The 25,732-nt window shown below is 38.8% G+C and carries 23 protein-coding genes; 13 read left to right on the top strand and 10 right to left on the bottom strand.

Annotated features, from left to right (window positions below):
* Nucleotides 1-2 precede the first annotated feature (2 nt).
* Genes yidD through rpmH form a run of 3 tightly spaced genes read right to left on the bottom strand, consistent with a single transcriptional unit; the run spans nt 3 to nt 891 of the window.
* The gene (gene yidD, locus AC5YD2_RS12200) at nt 3-323 is read right to left on the bottom strand and encodes a membrane protein insertion efficiency factor YidD (RefSeq protein WP_496126599.1); all 321 of its coding nucleotides are present in this window, start codon (nt 321-323) and stop codon (nt 3-5) included.
* Nucleotides 324-332: 9 nt separating this feature from the next.
* Nucleotides 333-725, bottom strand: a complete 393-nt coding sequence (gene rnpA / locus AC5YD2_RS12195; RefSeq protein ID WP_496126598.1) for a ribonuclease P protein component — start codon at nt 723-725, stop codon at nt 333-335.
* A gap of 31 nt (nt 726-756) precedes the next feature.
* Complete coding sequence (gene rpmH / locus AC5YD2_RS12190; protein WP_496126597.1) at nt 757-891, bottom strand: 50S ribosomal protein L34; 135 nt, start codon at nt 889-891, stop codon at nt 757-759.
* A gap of 656 nt (nt 892-1,547) precedes the next feature.
* Here rpmH and dnaA point away from each other — a divergent pair.
* From dnaA to erpA, 8 genes are all read left to right on the top strand, one after another.
* The gene (dnaA, locus tag AC5YD2_RS12185) at nt 1,548-2,939 is read left to right on the top strand and encodes a chromosomal replication initiator protein DnaA (RefSeq protein ID WP_496126596.1); all 1,392 of its coding nucleotides are present in this window, start codon (nt 1,548-1,550) and stop codon (nt 2,937-2,939) included.
* A gap of 105 nt (nt 2,940-3,044) precedes the next feature.
* Nucleotides 3,045-4,193, top strand: coding sequence for a DNA polymerase III subunit beta (gene dnaN, locus AC5YD2_RS12180; RefSeq protein ID WP_496126595.1), 1,149 nt, complete (start codon nt 3,045-3,047; stop codon nt 4,191-4,193).
* Between the two features lie 21 nt (nt 4,194-4,214).
* Nucleotides 4,215-5,297 carry a DNA replication/repair protein RecF gene (gene recF / locus AC5YD2_RS12175; RefSeq protein WP_496126594.1) on the top strand — a complete coding sequence of 361 codons (1,083 nt, stop codon included), beginning with the start codon at nt 4,215-4,217 and terminating at the stop codon, nt 5,295-5,297.
* Nucleotides 5,298-5,352: 55 nt separating this feature from the next.
* Nucleotides 5,353-7,821: a DNA topoisomerase (ATP-hydrolyzing) subunit B gene (gyrB, locus tag AC5YD2_RS12170; protein ID WP_496126593.1), complete on the top strand. Its 2,469-nt coding sequence runs from the start codon at nt 5,353-5,355 to the stop codon at nt 7,819-7,821.
* A gap of 262 nt (nt 7,822-8,083) precedes the next feature.
* Nucleotides 8,084-9,091, top strand: coding sequence for a putative solute-binding protein (locus AC5YD2_RS12165; RefSeq protein WP_496126592.1), 1,008 nt, complete (start codon nt 8,084-8,086; stop codon nt 9,089-9,091).
* A gap of 165 nt (nt 9,092-9,256) precedes the next feature.
* The gene (locus AC5YD2_RS12160) at nt 9,257-10,264 is read left to right on the top strand and encodes a putative solute-binding protein (protein WP_496126591.1); all 1,008 of its coding nucleotides are present in this window, start codon (nt 9,257-9,259) and stop codon (nt 10,262-10,264) included.
* A gap of 287 nt (nt 10,265-10,551) precedes the next feature.
* Nucleotides 10,552-11,556: a putative solute-binding protein gene (locus AC5YD2_RS12155; protein WP_496126590.1), complete on the top strand. Its 1,005-nt coding sequence runs from the start codon at nt 10,552-10,554 to the stop codon at nt 11,554-11,556.
* A 141-nt stretch (nt 11,557-11,697) separates the two neighbouring features.
* Nucleotides 11,698-12,033 (top strand): iron-sulfur cluster insertion protein ErpA, encoded by a 336-nt coding sequence (erpA, locus tag AC5YD2_RS12150; protein WP_496126589.1) that lies wholly within the window; start codon nt 11,698-11,700, stop codon nt 12,031-12,033.
* A 57-nt stretch (nt 12,034-12,090) separates the two neighbouring features.
* Here the strand turns inward: erpA and AC5YD2_RS12145 are convergent, their stop codons facing one another.
* Together AC5YD2_RS12145 and AC5YD2_RS12140 are read right to left on the bottom strand one after the other, a co-directional pair.
* A complete protein-coding gene (locus AC5YD2_RS12145) occupies nt 12,091-12,948 on the bottom strand; it encodes an alpha/beta fold hydrolase (RefSeq protein ID WP_496126588.1) in 858 nt (285 codons plus the stop codon).
* A 145-nt stretch (nt 12,949-13,093) separates the two neighbouring features.
* Entirely contained in the window at nt 13,094-14,221 is a 1,128-nt protein-coding gene (locus AC5YD2_RS12140) for an anhydro-N-acetylmuramic acid kinase (protein WP_496126587.1), read from the bottom strand.
* A gap of 81 nt (nt 14,222-14,302) precedes the next feature.
* On the opposite strand from AC5YD2_RS12140, the gene tyrS reads away from it, so the two are divergent.
* Together tyrS and AC5YD2_RS12130 are read left to right on the top strand one after the other, a co-directional pair.
* A complete protein-coding gene (gene tyrS, locus AC5YD2_RS12135) occupies nt 14,303-15,517 on the top strand; it encodes a tyrosine--tRNA ligase (protein ID WP_496126586.1) in 1,215 nt (404 codons plus the stop codon).
* Between the two features lie 150 nt (nt 15,518-15,667).
* Nucleotides 15,668-17,605 carry an ATP-binding cassette domain-containing protein gene (locus AC5YD2_RS12130; protein WP_496126585.1) on the top strand — a complete coding sequence of 646 codons (1,938 nt, stop codon included), beginning with the start codon at nt 15,668-15,670 and terminating at the stop codon, nt 17,603-17,605.
* Between the two features lie 82 nt (nt 17,606-17,687).
* Here the strand turns inward: AC5YD2_RS12130 and AC5YD2_RS12125 are convergent, their stop codons facing one another.
* The 4 genes from AC5YD2_RS12125 to grpE form a co-directional block, all read right to left on the bottom strand.
* Nucleotides 17,688-17,987, bottom strand: coding sequence for a putative quinol monooxygenase (locus tag AC5YD2_RS12125; RefSeq protein WP_496126584.1), 300 nt, complete (start codon nt 17,985-17,987; stop codon nt 17,688-17,690).
* A gap of 50 nt (nt 17,988-18,037) precedes the next feature.
* Nucleotides 18,038-18,400: a MerR family transcriptional regulator gene (locus AC5YD2_RS12120; RefSeq protein ID WP_496126583.1), complete on the bottom strand. Its 363-nt coding sequence runs from the start codon at nt 18,398-18,400 to the stop codon at nt 18,038-18,040.
* 102 nt (nt 18,401-18,502) lie between these two features.
* Nucleotides 18,503-20,446: a molecular chaperone DnaK gene (gene dnaK, locus AC5YD2_RS12115; RefSeq protein ID WP_496126582.1), complete on the bottom strand. Its 1,944-nt coding sequence runs from the start codon at nt 20,444-20,446 to the stop codon at nt 18,503-18,505.
* 151 nt (nt 20,447-20,597) lie between these two features.
* The gene (grpE, locus tag AC5YD2_RS12110; RefSeq protein WP_496126581.1) at nt 20,598-21,131 is read right to left on the bottom strand and encodes a nucleotide exchange factor GrpE; all 534 of its coding nucleotides are present in this window, start codon (nt 21,129-21,131) and stop codon (nt 20,598-20,600) included.
* Nucleotides 21,132-21,869: 738 nt separating this feature from the next.
* On the opposite strand from grpE, the gene AC5YD2_RS12105 reads away from it, so the two are divergent.
* A complete protein-coding gene (locus tag AC5YD2_RS12105) occupies nt 21,870-22,133 on the top strand; it encodes a molybdenum ABC transporter substrate-binding protein (protein WP_496126580.1) in 264 nt (87 codons plus the stop codon).
* Between the two features lie 399 nt (nt 22,134-22,532).
* On the opposite strand, the gene AC5YD2_RS12100 is transcribed toward AC5YD2_RS12105, so the two are convergent.
* Nucleotides 22,533-23,069 (bottom strand): hypothetical protein, encoded by a 537-nt coding sequence (locus tag AC5YD2_RS12100; RefSeq protein WP_496126579.1) that lies wholly within the window; start codon nt 23,067-23,069, stop codon nt 22,533-22,535.
* A gap of 195 nt (nt 23,070-23,264) precedes the next feature.
* Between AC5YD2_RS12100 and AC5YD2_RS12095 the strand changes: the two genes are divergently transcribed.
* Together AC5YD2_RS12095 and AC5YD2_RS12090 are read left to right on the top strand one after the other, a co-directional pair.
* Nucleotides 23,265-24,335: an alpha/beta hydrolase gene (locus tag AC5YD2_RS12095; protein ID WP_496126578.1), complete on the top strand. Its 1,071-nt coding sequence runs from the start codon at nt 23,265-23,267 to the stop codon at nt 24,333-24,335.
* A gap of 358 nt (nt 24,336-24,693) precedes the next feature.
* Nucleotides 24,694-25,260 carry a peptidylprolyl isomerase gene (locus AC5YD2_RS12090; protein ID WP_496126577.1) on the top strand — a complete coding sequence of 189 codons (567 nt, stop codon included), beginning with the start codon at nt 24,694-24,696 and terminating at the stop codon, nt 25,258-25,260.
* The last annotated feature ends 472 nt before the right edge of the window (nt 25,261-25,732 follow it).

The following is a 25,732-nucleotide window of genomic DNA, read 5'->3' as shown; positions in this document are numbered from 1 at the left end:
GATTACCCCAAATGGTTAGAGTGATTTTGGTTCAAAAAACGCTCACGCAAGGGTACATGAACATGAGTCATTTTAGAATCTATTTGCTGAAATGAAATAAAACGAATTGGTTTCTTCGGCACAGGATCATAACCAGTTCCACCCCAGGGGTGACATCGACATACACGCTTGGTAGCTAACCATACACCCCGAATAGAGCCATGCGTATGAATTGCTTCTAACGAGTATTGAGAACAAGTTGGAATATAACGACAACGTGGTCCAAGGAGCGGACTAATCGCAATTTGATAGAAACGAATCAACCAATGCAATAAACGATCCATTGGCCATCTCTAATTTTGAGGGGAAGGTACAGCTATTTTTTGATGTTTTTTGACTAGTCGTTGTAGTTTTTGCCAAGCGAATTCTAATTGCTTATGCAAATCAACATTGGCAACTGCATCTATACCTGATTTAGGCATGACCACAATATCCAATAAATCTAGATCGTGCTGATGTAAGCGGAAGCTTTCTCGAGCAATACGTTTTATTCGATTTCGTTCATGTGCTCTACGCACTTTCTTTTTAGCAACAACAATTCCTAAACGGCTTTTAGGCTGTTTAGTACATGTTGCTAAAAACAAGAAATGGGGTTGATGCACTTTAAAAAGCGCATCATCAAATACACATTTATAGTCAGCAGCACAGCGGATACGAACCTCTGGACTAAAACTATAAGATGTCATAAGACCCAACTCGTCGATCAAGTTAACTGAATTATACAGTTAAGCTATGACGACCTTTAGCACGGCGACGAGCTAAAACTTGACGACCAGATTTAGTTGCCATACGAGCGCGGAAACCATGAACACGTTTACGCTTTAATTCAGAAGGTTGAAAAGTACGTTTCATTTTGAAACTCCAAAATTGGTGTTCTATAAAGGTTCGCGATTGTATTGTGCATTGTTTGTGCTGTCAATCAATTGAAGAGAATGTTACATAAATTAGCTAATCTAAGTATCCAGAAGAGGGTGTACTCAGTTTAAATCATATTTTGTTAAATTAAACAAAAGTGCACAGTGTAAATATATGAAAAAACTAAAATTAAATAGTTAATAACAATGATATACACAAAGATACCCACAATACCTAGATTGGTTTTAATTATGCATAACTTTTTTGAATTTAAATTCATTTGCTTAGGATATCCACAGAAAGTAGCTTTGTTATTATATAAATTCAAATTTATAAATTTAAATTTATTACTATTAGGGGGCTTTTTTTCTGTGGAAAAGGCTGTTTTACTTTTAATAAACAATGAGTTTGATTGTTGATAACCCTGTTTTTATAAACAAAACAAATTGGGGGTAACTTAGGTAAAATATTTATCCACAGCATGTGTGTAACCTTATCCACACGCCCTTTTAAATTTAAATTCAAATCTATTTAATGATTAATTATTAACTCCAATGTGAAATTATCATGACAGATGTGGATAACTTGGTTATGATGGCAACCCCTGATAGCTCAGGGTGTTTTTTTAAATTCAAACAGAAAGGGGATTTCACATGCTATGGACGGACTGCTTAACTCGCTTGCGACAAGAGCTCTCTGATAATGTCTTTGCGATGTGGATTCGTCCTTTGATCGCGGAAGAAGTAGAGGGTGTATTAAAACTCTATGCTCCTAATCCCTATTGGACTCGTTATATTCAAGAACATCATCTTGAGTTAATAACAATCCTGGCTGAGCAGCTTTCTGAAGGTCGAGTTAAAAAGATTGAAATTTTAGTCGATTCACGTCCAGGTGCAATTTTATCTGCCAGTGAGCAACCTGCAACAACGACATCAGCATTAGAATCTGTACCTGCAATTAACTCATCAAACAAAGTAAAAAAAGAAAAAGAGTCAGATGTTGCAAATACTAAACACTCAAAAAAACGCTTACTCAATCCGTTATTTAATTTTGCCCTGTTTGTTGAAGGGCGTTCAAACCAAATGGCAGCAGAAACTTGTCGTAAAGTTTTAACCCAGTTGGGCGAGTCTCAGCATAATCCGCTGTTTTTATACGGACCAACGGGTTTAGGTAAAACACATTTGATGCAAGCCGTGGGTAATGCATTATTACAAGCCAAACCGAATGCGCGCGTCATGTATATGACCGCTGAAAGCTTTGTGCAAGATTTTGTAAGTTCATTGCAGAAAGGTAAAGTTGAAGAATTTAAAAAGAATTGTCGTTCTTTAGATCTTTTGCTGGTCGACGATATTCATTTGCTGGCTGGAAAAGAAGCAAGTTTGGTTGAGTTTTTTTATACGTTTAATGCTTTATTGGATGAATCGAAACAAATTATTTTAACCTCAGACCGTTATCCAAAAGAACTCACTGAACTTGATCCTCGTTTAGTCTCCCGATTCTCTTGGGGATTATCTGTGGGTGTAGAGCCACCAGATATTGAAACACGTATTGAAATTTTGCTCAAAAAAGCGGAAAGCAACAATATTGATTTACCTCGAAATTGTGCATTATTTATTGCACAGCAGGTGGTTGCCAATGTACGAGAATTAGAAGGTGCACTCAATAAAGTTGTTGCGATATCTCGTTTTAAAGGTACACCAATTGATTTAGAAGTAGTGCGAGAATCATTGAAAGATGTTTTGGCCATCCGTGCAAGAACCATCAGTACTGAAAATATTCAGCGTGTCGTGAGTGAATACTTCCGTGTACCATTGAAAGAATTGGTGGGACCAAAACGTACGCGAATTTTCGCTCGTCCACGTCAGTTGGCGATGGGCTTGGCTCGTGAACTGACGGGGGATAGTTTTCCTGAAATTGGCATGGCATTTGGTGGTCGTGATCACAGTACGGTGATGCATGCTTGTGAAAAAGTGCAAAGTTTAAGAGCTGAAGATCCTATTTTTAATGAGGATTACAAGAACCTATTGCGACTACTTCAAAGTTGATTTTTGATTAAATTCTATTCTTGCAATGCGGTATAATCTACCGCATAGTACAGAATTAAAAAATATTTTTTAATACCAAATATTCTGTTTTAGAGGAATTCCACTGTGCGTTTGAAGATCGCGAAAGAAAGCTTACTTAATGTTTTATCTCACGTTGTCGGTGCTGTTGAGCGTCGTCACACGTTAAACATTCTTTCAAACGTTAAAATTCAAGTGACTCAACAGGCTTTGACCATCACGGGTTCAGACTTAGAGGTTGAATTGGTGGCAAGTACCACTTTGGCTGAAGGCGCATGTTTAGAAGCTGGCGATACAACTGTTCCCGCGCGTAAACTCATGGATATTTGTAAGTCTTTGCCAACAGCAGCACTCATTGATTTACAAATTTCTGAAGATCAGCGTTGTATTTTAAAATCTGGCAATAGTCGATTTGTTTTGGGTACTTTACCTGCTGAAGATTATCCATTACTGAGCAATGAAAATACGCAAGGTACTCAGGTTCAAGTGACTGAACGTGAACTAAAACGTCTATTTGAAAAAACGTCTTTTGCAATGGCGGTTCAAGATGTTCGTTTTTATTTAACAGGGACTTTGTTAGAGATCGATCAAAATCAATTGCGCTCAGTTACTACAGACGGTCACCGTTTAGCATTGTGCGAAACTTTGGCGCAGTCCAATGCGACACAATTGGTGCAAGCCATTGTTCCACGTAAAGCAGTCGGTGAGTTACAGCGTCTTTTAAGTGTTGAAGATAAACAACTCAGTTTGTTGATTGGGCGTGAGTTGTTAAATGTAACGCTTCAAACTGAAAGTCGTGACAAAGAACAGCCTGCGATTACTGTCCGAATTACCACCAAACTCATCGATGGTAAGTTCCCAGATTATCGTCGTGTGATTCCACGTGGTGGTGATAAAACTGTCACGATTGCACATGATGTCTTTAAGCAATCTTTGCAGCGTGTTGCAATTTTAAGTAATGAAAAATTACGCGGTGTATTTCTGCAATTCAACGAAGATTCTTTACAGTTGCGTGCAAATAACCCAGAGCAAGATGAAGCGGTTGAAGATATTGCTATTCAGTACAACAATACTTCAATGGAAATGTCTTTCAATGCGCAATACATTCTCGATGTACTCAGTGTATTGGATGGGGATGATGTATTGATGACAATGACTGAAGCAAACCAATCGGTATTGGTACAAGATCCATCTCACAAAGATCAAACCTATGTAGTCATGCCTATGCGTGTATAAGCTTAGGATATTTCATTCGCTATGCATATTCAGCGTTTAAATATACAGCGAGTAAGAAATTTAAAAACGGTTGCGCTCCATGGGTTGCAACCGTTTAATGTTTTTTATGGACAAAATGGATCAGGCAAAACCTCGATACTAGAAGCGATTCATCTGCTTGCAACAGGACGTTCTTTTCGTACCCATATTCCCAAAAACTATATTCAGAACCAATGTAATGATGCGGTAGTTTTTGCGCAGTCAGCGACTGAAAAAATTGGTATGCAGAAAATGCTTTCGGGTGAGCAACTCATTAAGGTCAATGGCGACTCAGTAGCGACACAAGGTCAACTGGCTAAGATTTTACCTTTACAACTGATTGATCCACTCAGTACAGATATTATTGATCATGGTCCAAAGCCTCGTCGTCAACTTTTAGATTGGCTCATGTTTCACGTGGAACCCGAATTTTATCATGCTTGGCAATACTATTCACGAGCGTTAAAGCAACGTAACAGCCTGTTAAAAACAAAACGAAATTTAACATTGAATGACTTAGAGCCGTGGAACAAAATGCTCAGCGAATATGGTGAAATTTTGCATTCGCAACGGGTCGAAATCGTAGAGCAGTGGAAAGTTTTTTTGTATGAGGTGTTAACTCAACTACTGCCGGATCTCAGTATAGAATTAGACTATGTGTCAGGCTTTCATACTGAAAATGGTTTGGCGAATGACTTGATCCAGTATCATCAAAAAGACGTTGACCGACGATATACCGAGTATGGCCCTCATCGCGCAGATTTAAGGTTGAAAACCCCGACAGGGGATGCGGATGTGGTGCTGTCACGGGGGCAAAAAAAGCTATTGATCATGGCTTTAAAACTGTCACAGATTGCAATGCTTCATGCTTGTAATAAGGAAACTGTGGTATTATTAGATGATGTGACAGCAGAATTAGATTTAACCGCACAGCAACGGTTGATTGAGCGATTGAGCCAACTTGGTAGTCAAGTTTTTATGACCACATTAGACCATGAATCAGTAAAAAAGCATTTACATGATCTGTCTATTTCCTACCAATTATTCAATGTTGATAACGGGCAAGTTCACGTCGTTGTGCAATGATATTTTAAGTTTTTTTACCCATATTTGGATAAACCTTTTTCGCTAGGGAGAAACCATGAGTTCAGAAGATCAAACTGCTTCTCAAACAGAACAAACCAATGAAAATACTTATGACTCCTCTAGTATCAAAGTATTACGTGGCTTAGATGCAGTTCGAAAACGCCCAGGGATGTATATTGGTGATACTGACGATGGTTCAGGTCTACATCATATGGTGTTCGAGGTTGTAGATAATGCCATTGACGAAGCACTTGCTGGTCACTGTGACGAAATTTGTGTAACGATCCATGAAGATGAATCTGTTAGCGTATCTGATAATGGTCGTGGTATTCCTACTGATATTCACTCAGAGGAAGGTGTATCTGCGGCTGAAGTGATTTTAACGATTCTTCATGCCGGCGGTAAATTTGATGACAACAGCTATAAAGTATCGGGTGGTTTACACGGTGTAGGTGTTTCGGTTGTCAATGCGTTGTCTAAAAAATTAGAATTGACGATTCATCGTGCAGGGAAAATTCACCAACAAGAATACCAACATGGTGATCCAGTTTATCCTTTGAAAGTGATTGGTGAAACTGAAACATCGGGGACAACTGTACGTTTCTATCCAAGTGAATTGACCTTCTCACAAACGATTTTTAATGTTGATATTTTAGCCCGTCGTTTACGTGAATTGTCATTCCTAAATGCGGGTGTTCGTATTGTTCTACGTGATGAACGTATTGCTGCTGAGCATGTTTTTGACTACGAAGGTGGTTTATCTGAGTTTGTAAAATACATCAATGTGGGTAAAACGCATTTGAATGAAATTTTCCATTTTACAGTACAGGCAGATAACGGCATTGGTGTTGAAGTTGCCTTGCAGTGGAATGATACCTATCAAGAAAACGTACGTTGCTTTACTAACAACATTCCTCAAAAAGATGGTGGTACTCACTTAGCAGGTTTCCGTGCGGCATTAACACGTGGTTTGAACAACTACATGGATAGCGAAAATATCTTGAAGAAAGAAAAAGTTGTTGTTTCTGGTGATGATGCACGTGAAGGCTTAACGGCGATTGTTTCTGTGAAAGTGCCAGATCCGAAATTCTCTTCGCAAACCAAGGAAAAATTGGTTTCTAGTGAAGTGAAGTCTGCGGTTGAGCAGGCGATGAATAAATCGTTCTCTGAATACTTGCTTGAGAACCCGCAAGCAGCAAAAGCGATTGCTGGAAAAATCATTGATGCTGCACGTGCACGTGATGCTGCGCGTAAAGCACGTGAAATGACACGTCGTAAAAGTGCTTTAGACATTGCAGGCCTGCCAGGTAAATTGGCGGATTGCCAAGAAAAAGATCCAGCTTTATCAGAACTTTACTTAGTCGAGGGTGATTCTGCAGGCGGTTCAGCGAAGCAAGGTCGTAACCGTAAGATGCAAGCGATTCTGCCGTTGAAAGGTAAAATCCTTAACGTGGAACGTGCCCGTTTTGACAAGATGATTTCTTCTCAAGAGGTTGGAACGCTCATTACTGCACTCGGTTGTGGTATTGGTCGTGAAGAATATAATCCAGATAAATTACGTTATCACAAAATCATCATCATGACCGATGCCGACGTCGATGGTTCGCACATTCGTACGCTGCTGTTGACCTTCTTCTTCCGTCAAATGCCTGAACTTGTAGAACGTGGTTATATCTATATTGCACAACCACCATTGTATAAGTTGAAGAAAGGTAAACAAGAGCAGTACATCAAAGATAATGATGCATTAGAGAGCTATCTCATCTCGAATGCGATTGATGAGCTTGAGTTACATGTCAGTGGTGAAGCACCTGCGATTCGTGGTGAAGCATTAGCAAGCGTGATTGCAGATTATCAGACGTCTCAAAAGAGCTTAAAGCGATTAACAGTCCGTTATCCTGCAAGTTTATTGGATGGCTTACTGGGCTTGGATGCGTTCAAACTTGATCAAAACCATGATGAAGCTTATGTATCAGATTGGTCTGAGAAATTACGTTTAGCGATTGAAAAAACGCAACCAAGTTTACGTCCAGAAATTAGTCTTGAAAGCTTTGATAAAGAGCATGCAGATGGTTCTAAAGTGACTCACTTCTGGCCACGTGTAACGGTTTACGTTCATAACCTGCCACACCATTATTTATTGGATCAAGGCTTGTTGGCTTCTAATGAGTATAAGCGTTTACTACAAAACTCAAAAAGTTGGTTCACGTTGCTTGAAGAAGGTGCATTCCTTCAAAAAGGTGACAAAAAAATCAATGTTGTGACTTTCCATGATGCTTGGGCGCATATTTTGGCAGATTCTCGTCGTGGCATGATGATCCAGCGCTATAAAGGTTTGGGCGAGATGAATGCGGATCAACTTTGGGAAACGACAATGGATCCTGAAAACCGTAATATGCTTCAAGTGACTATTCAAGATGCGATTGAGGCTGATCGTATGTTTGCATGTTTGATGGGCGATGATGTGGAACCACGCCGTGCCTTTATTGAAGAAAATGCTTTGAATGCAGATATTGACGCATAAGTCTTAAAAAGTTCAAAAAAGCATCCTTTGGGATGCTTTTTTTGTGCACGTTGATAAATCAGATAGAAAATGTGTGAATGGTCACAAAAAAATAGACAAAATTAAATTTAAAAATTAATCTCTTTCGAAGAATAGTAATGAATAAGCGTATTTATTCACTATACTTAAGTTATATTTAATATTTACTTAATAATAGATGTAAGAATCTTCTCGTGTGAATATTAGTGCATAAATAAAAATAAATTTGATGGATTATCTCGCAATGAATGCCAAAAAAATATTATTAACGGCTCTCACCACCTTACTATTTTCGAATGTAGCCAAAGCGGAGCAAACAGTGTGTATTTTTGACTTGCTCGGGCGTGCAGGTGAGTCTTACAAGCTGATGGAGGAGTGGGCGCTTGCATCCAAAAATTGGGGTGCTGATGTGAAACTTGTTGCCTATCAAAAAGAAGAACAAGCTGATCGTGATTTCAAAAATGGGAAATGCGATGCTGTCGCTATGACGACGATGCGTTCCCGTGAGTATAATAAATTTGCAGGCTCAATTGATGCATTAGGGGGGGTCCCATCGAATGATATTGCACGTCGTGCAATATCTTATGCATTGGATCAAAGAAATGCAAAGCGTCTGGTCACGACCATAAAAGGTGAAAAATTTGAGGTTGCTGCAATCGCTCCTTTAGGTATTGCTTATATCTTTGTCCGTGATCGTTCGATGGACACGATTGAAAAAGGCATCGGTAAGAAGTTTGCCTATTTACACTACGATGTTGCACAAAAAATTGCAATTGAGCGTGTTGGGGCTATTGGTGTGCCTTCTGATATTTCAACGTTCGTAGCTAAATTTAATCGGGGAGAAGTTGATTCAATTGCAGCGCCTGCTTATGCGTTCAAACCTCTTGAAATTTATAAAGGTCTAGCTAAAAGCGGTGCAATGTTTACGTTTCCTCTCATTAATGTCACAGGGAATTTAATTATTCGACAAAATAAATTCCCTGAGGGTTTTGGACAAAACTCTCGAGCATGGTCACTTCGGCAGTTACCTAAAGCAATGAATACCATTCGCCGATTGGAGGCTGAAATTCCTGCACGTTATAAGCAAAATGTATCTGCTGAAGATAAAATTCGATATCAAAAACTATTAAGAGATGGTCGTATAGAGTTAACTGAGCGTGGGGTTTATGATCCAGTCATGATGCGTGTCCTGAAACGTGCGCGATGTACAATTGAAAGAACCAATTTTGAATGTTCATTGGGTGGGGAATAATAATCAAAAATGCATGGTTAATAAGATAAAATGCAAAAAAAATTAAATTATAAATTTTAGAAACAAAAAAATAGAGTAATAACTCTATTTTTTAACCATAAATGTGATTATGATGCAAAATTGGAAGTGAAATCAATCCATAGTAGAAAAATAAGGATCTAAGGAATGAAAAAAATTACATTGGCTTTAATGGCAGCATCAACCGTTGGCTTTACTACTGCAGCACAAGCAAAAGTTGATGTGTGCGTCTTTGATTTACTTGGAAAATCAGGTGAATCATTTCAAATGGCACAAGAATGGGCGCTGGCTGCAAAAGCATGGGGAGGAGATATTAATCTTGTTCCACGTCAGGACGAAGCAGTTGCTGATAATGATTTCAAAGCAGGTAAATGTGATGCTGTTTTTATGACAGCAATGCGTGCTCGCCAATACAATAAATTTGTGGGTTCAATTGATTCCCTTGGTGGAGCACCAAGCAATGAAATTGCAAAACGTGCGATTACTTTTGCATTAGATAAACGTAATGCAGCGAAAATGGTGACGAATTTAGGTGGTAAGAAATACGAAGTTGCAGGTATTGCACCACTAGGCTCGGCTTTCATTTTTGTACGGGATAAAAAAATCGATTCAATTGAAAAAGCTGCCGGTAAAAAGTTTGCAGTCTTAAGTTACGACGCAGCACAAAAAATTATGGTGCAACGTGTCGGCGCTCAAGCGGTTCCATCTGATATTTCGAACTTTGTCGCAAAATTTAATAACGGACAGGTTGATATGGTCGGTGCGCCAGCCTATGCGTATAAACCATTAGAAATTCAAAAAGGTTTAGGTTCTAATGGTGCAATGTTTAATTTTCCAGTATTGCAAATTACGGCGGACTTAGTGATTCGTCCAGATAAATTTCCTGAAGGTTTTGGTCAAAAATCTCGTGATTATTTTGTCAAGAATTTGCCGAAGAGTTTCAGCATGATCAATCGCTTAGAATCAAGTATTCCAGCCAAATATAAAATGAATTTAAGCCCTGAGGATAAATTGAAATATCAAAAATTACTTCGTGAAGGTCGTATGGATTTGACCAAACAAGGCATTTACGATCCTTCAATGATGTCTGTTTTGAAAAAGGCACGTTGTTCTGTCGAAAAATCCAATTTTGAGTGTTCACTTGGCGGTGAATAATCTTGATTTAACTAAAAAAATCTTAGAAATTTTCTAAGATTTTTTTATATATTTTGATGTCACATCTGCCATTGTAGATTTATAAAAAGAACGTATTCTTAATTAAAAATAAAGTATGCTTGATGGATCAGCCGATAAAAATCTTAAAATATTGATTCAATTTTAAGAACGACATGCCTCATTTAGCCATATTCATATTTTATAAAACTCGATCAAGCTATTCAGCGTTAAATCAATATACTGACATATTGAAAAACCAAGAAAAAAGATGAACAAGGAAGAATAAAATGAATTTAAAAAAAACAATGTTAATGACTGCAGGTTTGATGACTGCTGTTTCTACAGTTCAAGCCAAACAAGTGATGTGTGTATTCGACTTGGTCGGCAAAAATGGTGATGTATTTGCCTTGATGAAAGACTATCAACTCGCTGCAAAGCAGTGGGGGGCTGATATTGAATTAAAAGTAGGTCAAAACGAGGGCGTGATTGCTGAAGACTTTAAAGCAGGCAAGTGTGATGCTGTCAGCATTACAGGGATGCGTGGTCGTCAGTTTAACAATTTCACAGGCTCTTTGGATGCGATTGGTGCAATTCCTGATTTAAAATTGGCAGTCCAAGTGATGCAAGGTTTGGCAAGCCCAACGTTTGCCAAGCATATGGTGAAAGGCAATTACGAAGTTGCAGGGGTCGTCCCTGTCGGTGATGCGTATTTAATGGTACGTGATCGTAGTATCAACACTGTAGCAAAAGCAGCCGGTAAAAAAATCGCTGTTCTTGACTATGACCAAGCGCAAAAAATTATGGTTCAACAAATTGGTGCGCAAGCAGTCAGCGCTGACGTAACCAATTTTGGTAGTAAATTTAACAATGGACAGGTCGATATTATTGGTGCACCAGCAGCCGTATTTAGACCACTGGAGCTTCATAAAGGCTTAGGGACGAAAGGTGCAATTGTGAATTATCCAATTCTGCAAGTCACAGGTAATGTGATTATCCGCGCGGATAAATTCCCAGCAGGTTATGGTCAAAAATCACGTGATTGGATCAAAACGCAATTACCTCGTGCTAATCAAATCTTAGGTAAAATGAAAGCGGATATTCCAGCAAAATACTGGATGAATGTACCCGCGGGAGATCAACCTGGTTATCAAAAGCTTATGCGAGAATCTCGTATTTCATTGACTAAACAAGGTGTTTATAACAAGCAGATGATGAAGTTATTGTGGCAATTCCGTTGTAAGAACTCACCTAAAAACTTCGAATGTAGTATGCAAGAAGAGAACTATAAATAAGCGTCATTGGGATTTATTTGAATCCTGATAAAAATACTCAGAATAAACTTTAAAGTTCGAGTTATGACCATATATTGAGTATGTTATACTTTGCATATGGTCTTTTTATTTTGAAGCCAATCTAATTTTGAGGAAAACATCATGACTGCCCAAGCACTTGAGCTGACTGACAATGCAGCGAATAAAGTTCGCCAACTTCGTGACAGCGAAGGGAATCAGGATCTTATGTTACGTGTTTACGTTACTGGTGGCGGTTGTTCAGGTTTCTCTTACGGCTTTAAGTTTGCTGAAAGCCAAAACGAAGATGATGCTGAATTCGTTAACGGTGATGTAAAGATGTTGGTTGACTCATTGAGCTACCAGTATCTGGTTGGTTCTAAAGTAGATTATTTAGAAGGTTTAGAAGGTTCTCGTTTTGTGGTTCAAAACCCAAATGCAACGACGACATGTGGTTGTGGTTCTTCTTTCTCTATCTAATTCAAGCTTTGAATATAAAAAGCCCGCATGATGCGGGTTTTTTTAATGTTTGATTATTTATGACTGTGGAAGCGATTGTCGAATGAATTGTAAAATGTGATGTGTCAGCGCTTCCGCATTTTGTACAGGAATCCAATGTGTGGCATCCATTCGAACTTCGTGATAAGGCGCATCTATATACTGGTGATTTAGATCAACGCTTTTTTCTACAATAGCCGAATCATGTTTACCCCAAATAAATAAAGTCGGTACTTTCACTTTCTTGAAAAGATTACGGCTACTACTAAATGGCAATCCACGGTACCAATTCAGGGATGATCCTAGACGTTTTTCAATCAGCATTTCCTGTTTAAAGTCTGCTAATTGTTGCTTTGTCATCCCAGAATCTTTAAGCAATGCTTCTCCAAATTTTGGTAGTTTGTAAAATAAAAACTCAGGGACCCAAGGCAATTGAAACAAGCCAATATAATAAGATTTAATCAGTTGCGTACTGCTATAAAAGGAACGCATAAATGCTACTTTATGAGGAACGGAAATCGCAGTGAGATGCTTAATCTTCTCTGGATATTGCAAAGCCATCTCCCAAGCCACAACGGCTCCCCAGTCATGTCCGACCAGTGATACGGGCTGATCGATCAAATCTAAAAGCTGATCAATATCAGCAACCAAATGTTGAATGGCATATGCTTTTCGCCCGACGGGTTGGGCTCTTAAACTATAACCCCGTTGATTGACCGCATAAGTTCGAAAACCTTGCTGATTTAAAATATCACTGCTCTGTTTCCAAATACTTGCTGTTTCAGGAAAGCCATGTAGAAGCACAATCGGATGACCGTCTAATGGTCCTGTATCAATCACATCAAAGCTTAAATTGTCTCGTTGAAATTCAGTGATTCTCTCTGTTTTTGTTGTCATTTATTTGTATCACTCAATATCCATGTATGAGCTTTATATTGAAATAGATTTCGAACTTATAAAATTGCTATTAAGGTCAGTAATCAGTGAAAAAAGGTCGAAGATTGTTAAACAAGTTCGACCTTAAAAAGAGAATCAATGTTAGTTACACAGCAGTCATGGTGCCTAAAATACGAGGGCCTTGAGCACCAGTGACTTCAGCTAAGTTTCCAGCAAGCTGATTGATAAATCTCATTGCTAACCAAGCGAAGGCCGTGGCTTCCACCCATGTTGGTGATAGCCCAATAGCAGTCGTAGTTTGTACTGACCAATTGTGTTTGCGTAAACGCCAGCGTAACTGCTCTAACAAATGGGAGTTATAAGCGCCACCACCACAGACATATACTTCACCTGTATCCAAATCTGAACGATAAATGGCCTTTTTAATGGCGCGTGTAGTGAGTTTTAATAATGTTGCTTGCACATTTTCAGGCGTATCTTCGAGTTCATCATATTGATGATCATTACGCCAATCTGCGATTTGTTCATCCAGCCAATCAAGATTAAAGTCTTCTCGACCGGTACTTTTGGGTGGTTCTTTTGAAAAAAATTCATGTTCTTGAAGTCGATCAAGTAGGGATCGAATTGGCGTTCCATAGGCAGCCCAATTGCCATTTTCATCATAGGGCTGACCTGTATAGCGCTCACACCAAGCGTCCATTAAGATATTTGCAGGGCCAGTATCGAATCCATAAACACCTTTTTCATCACCTGCAGGTAGCATACTGACATTGGCAATGCCACCCAGATTTAAAATCACACGGTGAATGGTTGGATGCTGGAATAAGGCTTGATGGAAAGCAGGGACAAGGGGGGCACCTTGACCACCAGCCGCCATATCACGGCGACGAAAATCAGAAATCACAGGAATCTGGGTAATTTCAGTGATGATATTCGGATCACCAATTTGTAAGGTAAACCCATGTTCAGGACGATGGCGAATGGTTTGACCATGTGAACCAATGGCTCTAATTTGTGTTTTATCTAAATGATGTTCAGCAATCAATTGATTAATGCCATGACCAATCATTTGTGCAAGTGCCACATCCGCTTTGCCCATGCGATCAATTTCGTTGTCATCAGGCAATGTCAGTGCCATCAGTTCATCACGTAAATCTGGATCGAAGGGGAGCGTCAATGTGGCATGAATATGTAAAGGATCAAATGAAGCAGCAACAAAATCGACGCCGTCCATGCTGGTTCCAGTCATTACGCCAATATAGATTGATGTCATATAAGATACTTCGCCTGCATTGTGCTGAAAAAATGTTAGTATATCGCACAAATTGATTAACTGACGTATTTGGGTTTTGTGATGTCAAATTTCCTGCCAGCTGAAGAACAACTTGCCCTCATCCAACGAGGCACTCATGAAATTATTTCTGAGGAAGATCTGTTAAAGAAACTGAAAAAAGATCGTCCTTTGAAAATTAAAGCCGGCTTTGACCCGACTGCACCTGATTTGCATTTGGGTCATACTGTTTTAATCAATAAATTAAAAGTATTCCAAGACTTAGGTCACGAAGTGTTTTTCTTGATTGGTGACTACACTGCCATGATCGGTGACCCAACAGGTAAGAGTGCAACGCGTCCTCCTTTGTCTCGTGAACAAGTTCTAGAAAATGCCAAAACCTATCAAGAACAAGTCTTCAAAATTTTGGATCCAAACAAAACCAAAGTGGTGTTTAACTCTGAATGGTTTGCACAAAAAACTGCGGCTGATTTGATTCAATTGGCTTCACAGCAAACTGTGGCGCGTATGTTAGAACGTGATGACTTCACTAAGCGTTATAACAACCAACAACCGATTGCGATCCATGAATTCTTGTATCCATTGGTTCAAGGTTATGACTCAGTTGCACTAGAAGCAGACGTAGAGTTAGGTGGTACAGACCAGACGTTTAACTTGTTGATGGGTCGTACATTGCAAGGTCGTTATGACCAAGAAGCACAAGTCTGTATTACGGTACCAATTCTTGAAGGTTTAGACGGCGTCAATAAAATGTCTAAATCTTTGGGTAACTATATTGGTGTATTTGATGCACCCGGTGCGATGTACCAAAAAGTACTTTCGATGCCTGACTCACTGATCGAGCGTTATTTTGATTTGTTGAGCTTTAAATCAATCGAAGAAATTCAACAATTGTTGAAAGAGATTGAAGACGGGCGTAACCCACAAGAAGTGAAGAAAATTCTTGCACTTGAGTTGGTTGAACGTTTCCATGGAGCGGAAGCAGCAGCAAATGCACACAAAGGTGCAGGCAACATTATTACTGAAGGTGAACTTCCTGAAGGCACACCAGAAGTGACGATTTCACGTGCTGAGTTTGGTGGTGAAATGTTTATTGCCTCTATCGTTCGCGCTGCAGGTTTAACCTCAAATGCTGCTCAAGCCAAAGATGCTGTTTCACGTGGAGCCGTTAAAGTGGATTGGAATGTTGTTGATGCATCATTCTCGATTAAAGAAAACAAAACAGTGATCGTTCAAGCGGGTAAAAAAGCCATCGCGAAAGTGACATTCACAGATTAATTTCTATAAATATATTCATTTAAAATATTCACTAAAGAGCTGTCAGAAATGATGGCTCTTTTTTATGCACGAAAGAATTTTTAAATTTTTGGTTGTTGACCACAGAATCATTTAAAATGCCGCATCCAAAACTTATTTGTTTGAATATATATGATTCAGTTAGACCAACTTACGATACGCCGCAGTGGACGTGTTTTATTTCAAAAAGCATCTATGCAATTGCATCCAGGTTGGAAAATTGGTCTAACAGGCGTCAATGGTGCAGGTAAATCAACGCTGTTTTCTGCACTGTTGGGGGGTATGGAATCGGATGGTGGCTCACTGACACGTCCTGCGGTATGGACTGTGGCGCATATGGCGCAAGAAATCAAAGCACTCGATATGAAAGCGATTGATTTTGTTCTTTCAGGTGATGAAGAATATTGGGATATTCAAAATAAATTGGACCATCCAGATCAGTTATCGGATGATGAGTTAGCACATTTGTATGGTCGTTTTGATGAAATTGATGGTTATTCAGCAGCATCAAAAGCATCTCAGTTGATGGCGGGTTTAGGTTTCTTCGAACATCAATCCGACCTCAGCGTTTCGAGTTTCTCGGGTGGATGGCGTATGCGCCTAAATTTGGCGCGAACTTTGATGAGCCGTTCAGATCTATTGCTCCTTGATGAACCAACCAACCATTTGGATTTAGATGCAATTCTTTGGTTAGAAGATTGGCTGAAAGCCTATGAAGGTACTTTAGTCCTGATTTCACATGACCGTGATTTCTTAGATGCCATTACCGATCATATTTTGCATATTGAAAACCAAGAATTGGTTCTCTATACAGGCAACTATTCGACTTTTGAACGTACCCGTAGTGAACGTTTAGCACAGCAACAACAAGCCTACGAAAAGCAGTTGGAAACGCGCGCGCATTTGCAAAAATATATTGACCGTTTTAAAGCGCAAGCCACCAAAGCCAAACAAGCACAGAGCCGTATTAAACAGCTGGAGCGTATGCAGGAACTTTCAGCTGCGCATGTCGATACACCGTTTACGTTTAGCTTCCGTGAACCGACTAAAATGAGTTCGCCACTGTTACAACTTGAGCATGCGGATATTGGTTATGGCGATAAACTGATTGTGACCAATGTAAATCTGCAAATTACTCCGACCAGCCGTATTGGTTTACTGGGAATGAACGGTGCGGGTAAATCCACATTGATCAAGTCTTTGGTTGGCGATCTTGAGCTGATTCAAGGTGAGCGTAAAGATTCAGAATTGCTCAATATCGGTTATTTTGCACAGCATCAAATGGATGCTTTAGATGGTAGCGCGAGTCCAATGTTGCAGTTGGCTCGTATCGCAGACAAGAAGATCAGTGAAGCAAGCTTACGTTCATTTTTAGGGAGTTTTGGCTTTAGTGGCGAACGTATGGATACGCCAAGTGAAAGCTTCTCTGGTGGTGAACGTGCTCGTTTAGCATTGGCTTTGATTGTATGGCAACGTCCAAACGTATTGATTCTGGATGAGCCAACCAACCATTTAGACTTGGATATGCGTCATGCTTTAACGATGGCATTGCAAGATTATGAAGGGGCGGTGGTGCTGGTATCGCATGAACGTCAATTGGTTGCGAGTGTGTGTGACGAATTGATTTTGGTTCATGGTGGCGTCAGCCGTGAGTTTGAAGGTGACTTGGTTGCTTATGCAGATTGGTTACGTCAAGCACGTATCGATATGATCAAATCAGGTCAACAACCTGCAGCACCAGTGAAATCTCAAGTTGTCGCTAAGCCTGTGGCAGCAAAAGGTGATAAAGAAGCACAGCGTAAAGAGGCTGCTCGTCGCCGTGAGTTAAGTCGTCCTGTACGTAAGAATATTGAAAAATTAGAAGCTGAAATTGCAAAAACTCAACCACGTTTGGCAGAGATTGAAACCTTGTTGGGTGATACTGCACTATATGATGCTTCACGTAAGGATGATTTGTTAAAGCTGATGAATGAACAAACTGAGCTGAAAGGCAAGTTAGAACAAGCAGAAGAAAAAATGCTTGAACTGATGATGGAACTGGAAGAGTTAGAAAGTTCGTTTGATGAGTAATTTAAAATAGATTTAAAAAGCCCAATGTAGATTGGGCTTTTTTATGGAATTGAATATTTTTTGATTTTAAGGATAAAAATGATTAATTATTAACAATAATATCAGACTTAAAGTCTTGAACTATTTCAGTCAAATGGAGTGCTAGATATTCTTTTGTGTAATCTTGTTCAAAATGATCATTGTAGTCGTTTTCTGAATCATATCTTTCCCAAAGTAATAATCGTGTAGGTTGTTCAAGACAATGATGTAATTGAAAGAGTGTACATCCAGTCTCTTGAATTGTTTGTTCACATAACTTTATTAAAGCCTGTTTGGCTTCATCAATTTTATCGGGGTTGGTAATTTTTAATTCAGCTGTGATATAGAAACCTGATTTCAGCATTTTTATTATCCATTTTCAGATGAGGGAATAAAAATGCTATCAACTAGAGTTCACTCTAGCTCAAGCCTTTTTTGTTCATAAAATCCAATTTTGTAATTCACGATGCTCAATTCATCATTCATGCGCTGTATTTCCAGCTTCAAAACTTCAGAATGGTCGATTAAAATTTTTTGTCGTAAATTTAATGTTTGATCACCTTGTTGTCTTAAGGAAGAAAATTTTTTGATTTGACTTAGAGGCATTCCAGTAGATTTAAGTCGTTTTATCCAAATTAACCACTCTAAATCACGCTCATTATATTCACGTCGTCCTGATTGATTCCGATAAATATTTTTAAGTAAGCCTTCTTTCTCGTAGTAACGAAGAGTATGAATGGATAGACCAGTGAGTTTAACGACTTCAGAAATTAACATAGAGGATCCTTATTTTTATAGTCTTCTAATTATATGCATAAAAAAACCGCGCTTTCGCGCGGTCTTTTTGTTAACTCTTTCGAGTCAAATTAAAGCGACAAATTATTTTTTGTCATCTTTAACTTCAGTGAACTCAGCATCTACAACGCCGTCATCCGCTTTTTGAGATTGACCAGCATCGCCACCTTGGAATGCATTTGGATCAAAACCTTCAGCACCACCTTGACCTTGAGCAGCTTCGTAAGCACGTTGGCTGATCGGCATGATGATGTTTTGAAGCGCTTCAGTTTTCGCTTTGATGTCATCTACATCGTTTTCTTTCGTTGCTGTTTCTAATTCAGCAACTGCAGTTTCGATTGCAGTTTTCTCATCAGCAGTCACTTGCTCACCAAGATCTTTAACCGCTTTTTGAGCAGAAGATACGAGTGCATCCGCTTCATTACGTGCTTTCGCTAACTCTTCGAACTTGCGATCTTCTTCAGCATTCGCTTCAGCATCTTTGATCATTGCTTCAATTTCAGCATCGCTCAAACCAGAGTTTGCTTTAATTTGAATTGATTGCTCTTTACCTGTGCTCTTGTCTTTTGCAGATACTTTCAAAATACCATCAGCGTTGATATCGAAAGACACTTCAATTTGTGGCACACCACGTGGAGCAGGTGGGATATCGCCCAATTGGAAGTTACCGAGCAATTTGTTTTGCTGCGCCATTTTACGTTCACCTTGGAACACAGAAATGTCTACAGCAGGTTGGTTGTCAGCAGCAGTTGAGAACACTTGAGATTTCTTCGCAGGAATCGTGGTGTTTTTCTCAATGATTGCGGTTAACACACCGCCCATTGTTTCGATACCAAGTGTCAACGGAGTAACGTCAAGAAGAAGTACGTCAGTTTTGTCACCTGAAAGTACAGCACCTTGAATCGCAGCACCCATTGCGACTGCTTCGTCAGGGTTCACGTCTTTACGTGGCTCACGACCGAAGAATTCTTGAACCTTCTGTTGAACCATTGGCATACGAGACTGACCACCAACCAAGATTACATCAGAGATATCAGAAGTCGAAAGACCCGCATCTTTAAGCGCAATCTTACATGGCTCAATTGTACGAGCAACCAAGTCTGCAACCAAACCTTCAAGTTTTGCACGCGTCACGTTGATCACTAAGTGTTTAGGACCTGTCGCATCAGCAGTGATGTATGGAAGGTTAATTTCAGTTGCATTAGAAGAAGACAATTCAATCTTCGCTTTCTCAGCAGCTTCTTTTAAACGTTGCAACGCTAAAGGATCTTGCTTCAAGTTGAAGTTCTGTTCTTTTTTGAACTCTTCAACTAAGAACTCGATTAATGCGTTATCAAAGTCTTCACCACCCAAGAATGTATCACCGTTAGTTGACAATACTTCGATTTGTTGGTCGCCATCAAGGTCAGCAATTTCAATGATTGAAACGTCGAATGTACCACCACCAAGATCGTATACAGCAACTTTACGGTCGCCTTCTTTCTTGTCCATACCAAACGCAAGTGCAGCAGCAGTTGGTTCGTTAATAATACGTTTAACTTCTAAACCTGCAATTTTACCTGCATCCTTAGTTGCTTGACGTTGTGCATCGTTAAAGTAAGCAGGAACTGTAATCACAGCTTCAGTTACTGTTTCGCCTAAGTAGTCTTCAGCTGTTTTCTTCATCTTTTTCAAGATTTCAGCAGAGATTTGTTGTGGCGCTAATTTTTTGTCGTTGACTTCAACCCAAGCATCACCATTGTCAGCTTTGATGATTTTGTACGGAACAAGACCGATGTCTTTTTGAACCGCTTGGTCTTGATACTTACGACCAATCAAACGTTTGATCGCGTACAGTGTATTTTTAGGGTTAGTCACTGCTTGACGCTTAGCAGATTGACCTACAAGGATCTCGCCATCTTTATACGCGATAATTGATGGCGTTGTGCGCGCGCCTTCAGCGTTATCGATGACTTTAACTTTGTCGCCTTCAAGTACTGCTACACAAGAGTTTGTAGTACCTAAATCAATACCAATGATTTTAGCCATTTGGATGTTTCCTCAAAAATATTATTGCAATTGTTTATGCTTGTTATCCGATATGAGAGCCAATGATTTTTTTTCAAGTAAAAATTTTAAAAAAAATCAAAAACGCTCGAATTCTTTAACTTTTAACCAAGATGACTTGGTTTAATGAGCTTTATTGTCCAACCATAACCATTGCAGGGCGGAGCAAACGACCTGAAAGTGTGTAGCCTTTTTGCAGAACAGCACCAATTTCACCTGCTTTGGCATCTGGCGAGATACCAACAGCTTGATGTAAATCAGCATTAAAACCTTGAGTGGTATCTACAGCGATAACGCCGAATTTTTCAAGCGTGCTCAATAATGATTTCAATGTCAGTTCAACGCCTTCTGAAAGCGGAGTTTTTTCTTCACCTACAGCAGCAATTGCACGCTCAAGGTTATCTACAGAATCCAGCAATTCTTTCGCAAATTTTTCTAATGCAAATTTTTTGGCTGTATCTGCTTCACGTTCTAAACGCTCTTTTGTTTTTTCAGCTTCATACTTTGCATTCGCAGCTACAGCTTTTTCATATTTTAAGCTTTCATTTAACGATGCAACTTGAGCTTGTAAGTCTTCAACAGAAACTTCAGCTTGTTCTAGGTCAACTTGCTGTTCAGTTTGTTCAGTTTGAACGTCCTGAGTTTGTTGGTTTTGCTCATTTGCCATGGAAGATCTCCGCTTAAATGGGTTTTTAAACATGTACAGTCCTTTTGGCAGCAGTGTTAACTGCGTTAATCTGAACTGCCATGATTGTTTAATTCATCAATACTCAAGAAATGCGGGCTAGTCATAAAAATTCAAGTTAATAAGTTGTTTATTTAATAAAAAATGAAATAATAGAGATATTTAAGGCTGTTTGTATATTAATTAATCATTATAAAGTGTGATAAAAATCACAAAATATGTTAATATTTAAATGTAACTATTAGAAAAATATAAAAAAAATATAAATACATAGGAAATAAGTCTTTCATTAGTTTTTCTTAACGCTGTATTCTCTTTAACCAGATTCTATCGCTGTAGTTTCTGTTTATTTTTAGCAGTTTTGCTTTTTCTAGCCCATTCAACCTCCTTGAATGGGCTTTTTTTATTCAACTGAAAATTACATTGTTAAGTTAAGGCTGATTCATATTACCAATGTTATTCAAATTTAGATTTTAAGCCCAATTATTTAGTCTAATATTCACATAAAATCATTTAAATAATAAAACTTTAAGTTGGCTCAAAATTCACTATTCAGTCTGTCTAGCCCTTTTAACATATTTTGCAAAATTGCAACTCGATCATTTTAAAAGTCTAACCAAGAGTACACGCAAGAAATAAAAAAATTAGGAATGATAGGCACTCGAAGCAAATAACAGACTTCGATGTTTTAAAAGCTGTTTTAAACAAAGGAATATATGTATGAATAAATTAGGTCTTTTTTCGCTTATTTTGGCTGGTGCAAGTTTAACAATGGTGGGTTGTGCTTCTAACTCAACGCCTGAAACTGCACAATCTTCGCCTGCTCCAGTTCAATCGGATACATCAATTGCTCAGTCTGCTACAACTGATGTTGATGCTCAAAATGGCGTTGCAGTACAAGCCGATCCTACACTACAAAATGCTGAACCTATTCAAGCAACGCCTTCAGGCGATATGCCACAAGCTGAACAACCAGTACAATAATGGTGAGTGTTGCTACTTGACTATGAGAAAAATAGTAGCAGAGTGAATAGCGATATTCAGGAATCAATGGTTGCACTATGATTGCTGATCATTATTCTTAGCGCTAATCATTAAAGAATAGACAGTAGATCGGATGCCTCTACTGTCTATTTTTCTATGCACTATGCCTTTGTCTTAAATCGTGCATTTGTTTAAGGTTGAATGTCATATTGCCGATATAAAGGATGTCGTTTCAGTTGTCAGTGGGTAGAGATTTAAACTCAGTGAAGTAGAGACTCAAAATAAAAGTGCTTGTAAATCCTGACTCATTACCTGACTTAATTAAATGAGCGACCATTTTTAAAAAGCCTAGATTTTTTCTAGGCTTTACTTATTAATACAGGCAAGTGAAATGATGACTTAATCATCCTTTCGAGCATTTTCCCGTTTACGACGAGGATCATTTTTTTGATCACGTTTCGGTTCCCAACGCTTGTCATTATGATTGAAACTTGGGCGAGCCGGTGTCGAGCGGTTATTCCAGCGATTACGATCTTCAGCTCTTTGCTTTTGGATCTCACGCTGTCTTTGTTCCATTTGGTTACGATGATCCTGCTGATTTTTAGCTTGTTCACGACGATCTTGATCACGCTTAAACTGATCACGACGGTCTTGCTCGCGCTTTTGATTCAGCTCACGTTGATGACGTTGACGGTCTAAGTCTCGGTCACGTCTTTCACGATCTAAGCGAGATTGATGCTCTCTTTGAGCACGTTCACGCTCCCAACGTGCTCGATCGATTTGATTACTACGATCATAACGATCACGGTCATAGCGATAATCGCGATCAGATCGGTCATAGCTACCATTATAGTAAGGACCATCATCAGGAAATGCGACACATCCGACGGCCATCACCGCTGTAGCAATAGAGATAAATACGACTTTAATCGTCATAGCGTTCACCTTTATATGAGATGATCAGGAATAACAAAAAAAACCTGATAAATAGATAAATAGTCAATGACAAGACTGCTATGGTCAGATTAGCGTATTGATGTTTTGAATTTGTATATGAATGAATAGACTTGTATAACAATATAGTCAGCTAAAACCTGATCATGTAGGAAATATGAAGAATGAGGATGGAACATGGGATCGTTAAATAATAAATTACAACAACTGATGGAAAATGGACAAGGTTCAGCAGGCCGTACGCTAGATCGTTTACCAAGTGTTGTACAAGAGTCACTTGTTAAAGTCTTGGGCTATCCTTATCAATATCCTCAACTCGACAGTTTCACCAAATGTTTGATGGCTGCACAACTCAAACAAGGGAAGTCAGGTTTTATTGGGGATAATGTTGATTATTCACGAAAAGCCTTTGAAACTCAGATTCAATCCATTACACATAAATCGACTCATGTTCAGTTTGTCGACGATATTCGATTACCTCTACAGAGTGGCAGTATTTTCGCACGCCATTATCATCCAGCACCGAATAAAAAATTACCGATGGTGGTGTTTTATCATGGTGGTGGTTTTGTGGTGGGAAGTGTAAATACTCATGATGAAGTATGTAGACTGATCGCTGTACATGCCAAAGTGCAAGTGATCAGCATTGATTATCCACTTGCACCAGAAACTTCACCCCAAGCGTTAATTCAATCTTGTGAAGATGCATTGGCATGGGTTTATCAAAACCGTCGTCAATTTAAAATTTTAAAAAACAGAATTGCAGTTGCAGGGGATAGTGCGGGCGGTAATATCAGTGCCGTTGTTTCACAACGTGCCGCAAATAGTAGTTATGCACCGCAAGCCCAGTTTTTGATTTATCCCGCTGTTGATTTCAAAAGTCGCCATCCTTCATTTTTTGCATATAACGAAGGATTGATCCTGACCAGTAAAGATATTGATTATGTGACTGACTATTATGCGACTCAGCATGGCGTTGGCTTAGATGATCCTCTCATTTCGCCGATCTTTGGCAGCTTTAAAAAGCTTGCTCCAGCTTTTGTGGTAACAGCAGGACATGATGTATTACATGATGAAGGAAAGATCTACGCACATAAACTTCGTCAAAATGGAACAAAGACTGAGTATTATGATTATGATGATCAAACGCATGGCTTTATTAATCTAACGTTGATTTCTCGAAAGTCTAAAAAGAATGTGATTGAAATGAGTAAAGCATTTCGTAAATTTTGGGATAAGGTGAGTTGATAACAACTCTTTTATATAGATGATGTGAAAATGTGATTACTCAATGATTTTGAGTAGCAAAGTTTTAATGATTGATATGTGATCATCATAAGCATTTATATTCCATAAGCCTCAGTTGAATTCAATTGGGGCTTATTCATTTTCATATTTGAAAATTTAACTAAGATTCGGTCTAATCTTATTATGAGAACTAAAACGAAAATAGACTTAGTCTTGATCTAGACTGAAACACAATAAGATTTGAATTTGATAATCAATCCATCTATATAGAATAGATACGCAAGTCATTTATTATCGAACTAAAATATCATCCAACTTAAACTTAATTATTCGTTCAAAACTGAGAAGGTTTATCTATATGTTAAATAAAATCGCCACGGGTGTTGCCATTCTTGCAACAAGCACAGTCGTACTTGCAGCAAATACACAAATGCAGATCAAGACCTCTGCGGGGAATATAGATATTGAATTGTTTGATGATAAAGCACCTATCACGGTAAAGAACTTTAAAACTTATGCCCAATCTAATTTTTATAATGGAACCATTTTCCATCGCGTGATCCCAGGCTTCATGATTCAGGGGGGAGGTATGGACAGTCGTATGATTGAAAAGACCACTCGAGCGCCGATTCGTAACGAAGCAAATAATGGTTTAAAAAATACAGTAGGTACATTGGCAATGGCACGTACCAATAATCCTAATTCAGCAAGCAGTCAGTTCTTTATTAATGTGGCTAATAATGATTTCTTGAATAAATCAGGCTCAAATGCAGGCTATGCGGTGTTTGGTAAAGTGGTTAATGGCATGGATGTCGTCAATAAAATCACTAAAGTACCGACTGGAAACTTTGGCATGCATCAAGATGTACCTAAAAATCCAATTAAAATCCTGAGTGTGACGATTAAAGCTCCAACAAAGAAATAATATTGCAAAATTAAAGCAGAAATATTTTATTCATATTTCTGCTTTATTATTAAAGGTTTATGTTTAAGTTGGTATATTAATGCGCCAGCTTGGTGCATAAAAAAAGAACACACAGTAAAACAAGCAGTTAAAAGCGCTTGCGTGTGTAGGAAATTGCCCTATAATGAGCTCATCCCGACGCGATACAGCAAACGAACTTAGCTGAACAGGTTAAGTTGTTGAGATGTATTGTGTTGAACTTGTCTCTGACGAAGAGCAAGAAGATCATTAAGAGATTATGAAGAACAACTTGTGTGGATTTTTACTGATTGATTAATCGAAATTATTTTCATTGATTGATGGTAGAAATGACTCGAAGTTTATTTGAGAAATATTTGTCAGAAGATTGATGAGCCAAGATTGGTGCCCTATAGGCACTAAGCAATATTAAACTGAAGAGTTTGATCATGGCTCAGATTGAACGCTGGCGGCA

The sequence above is a fragment of the Acinetobacter sp. CY73 genome, assembly GCF_059515865.1.
This window is presented reverse-complemented; position numbering and strand designations above follow the sequence as displayed.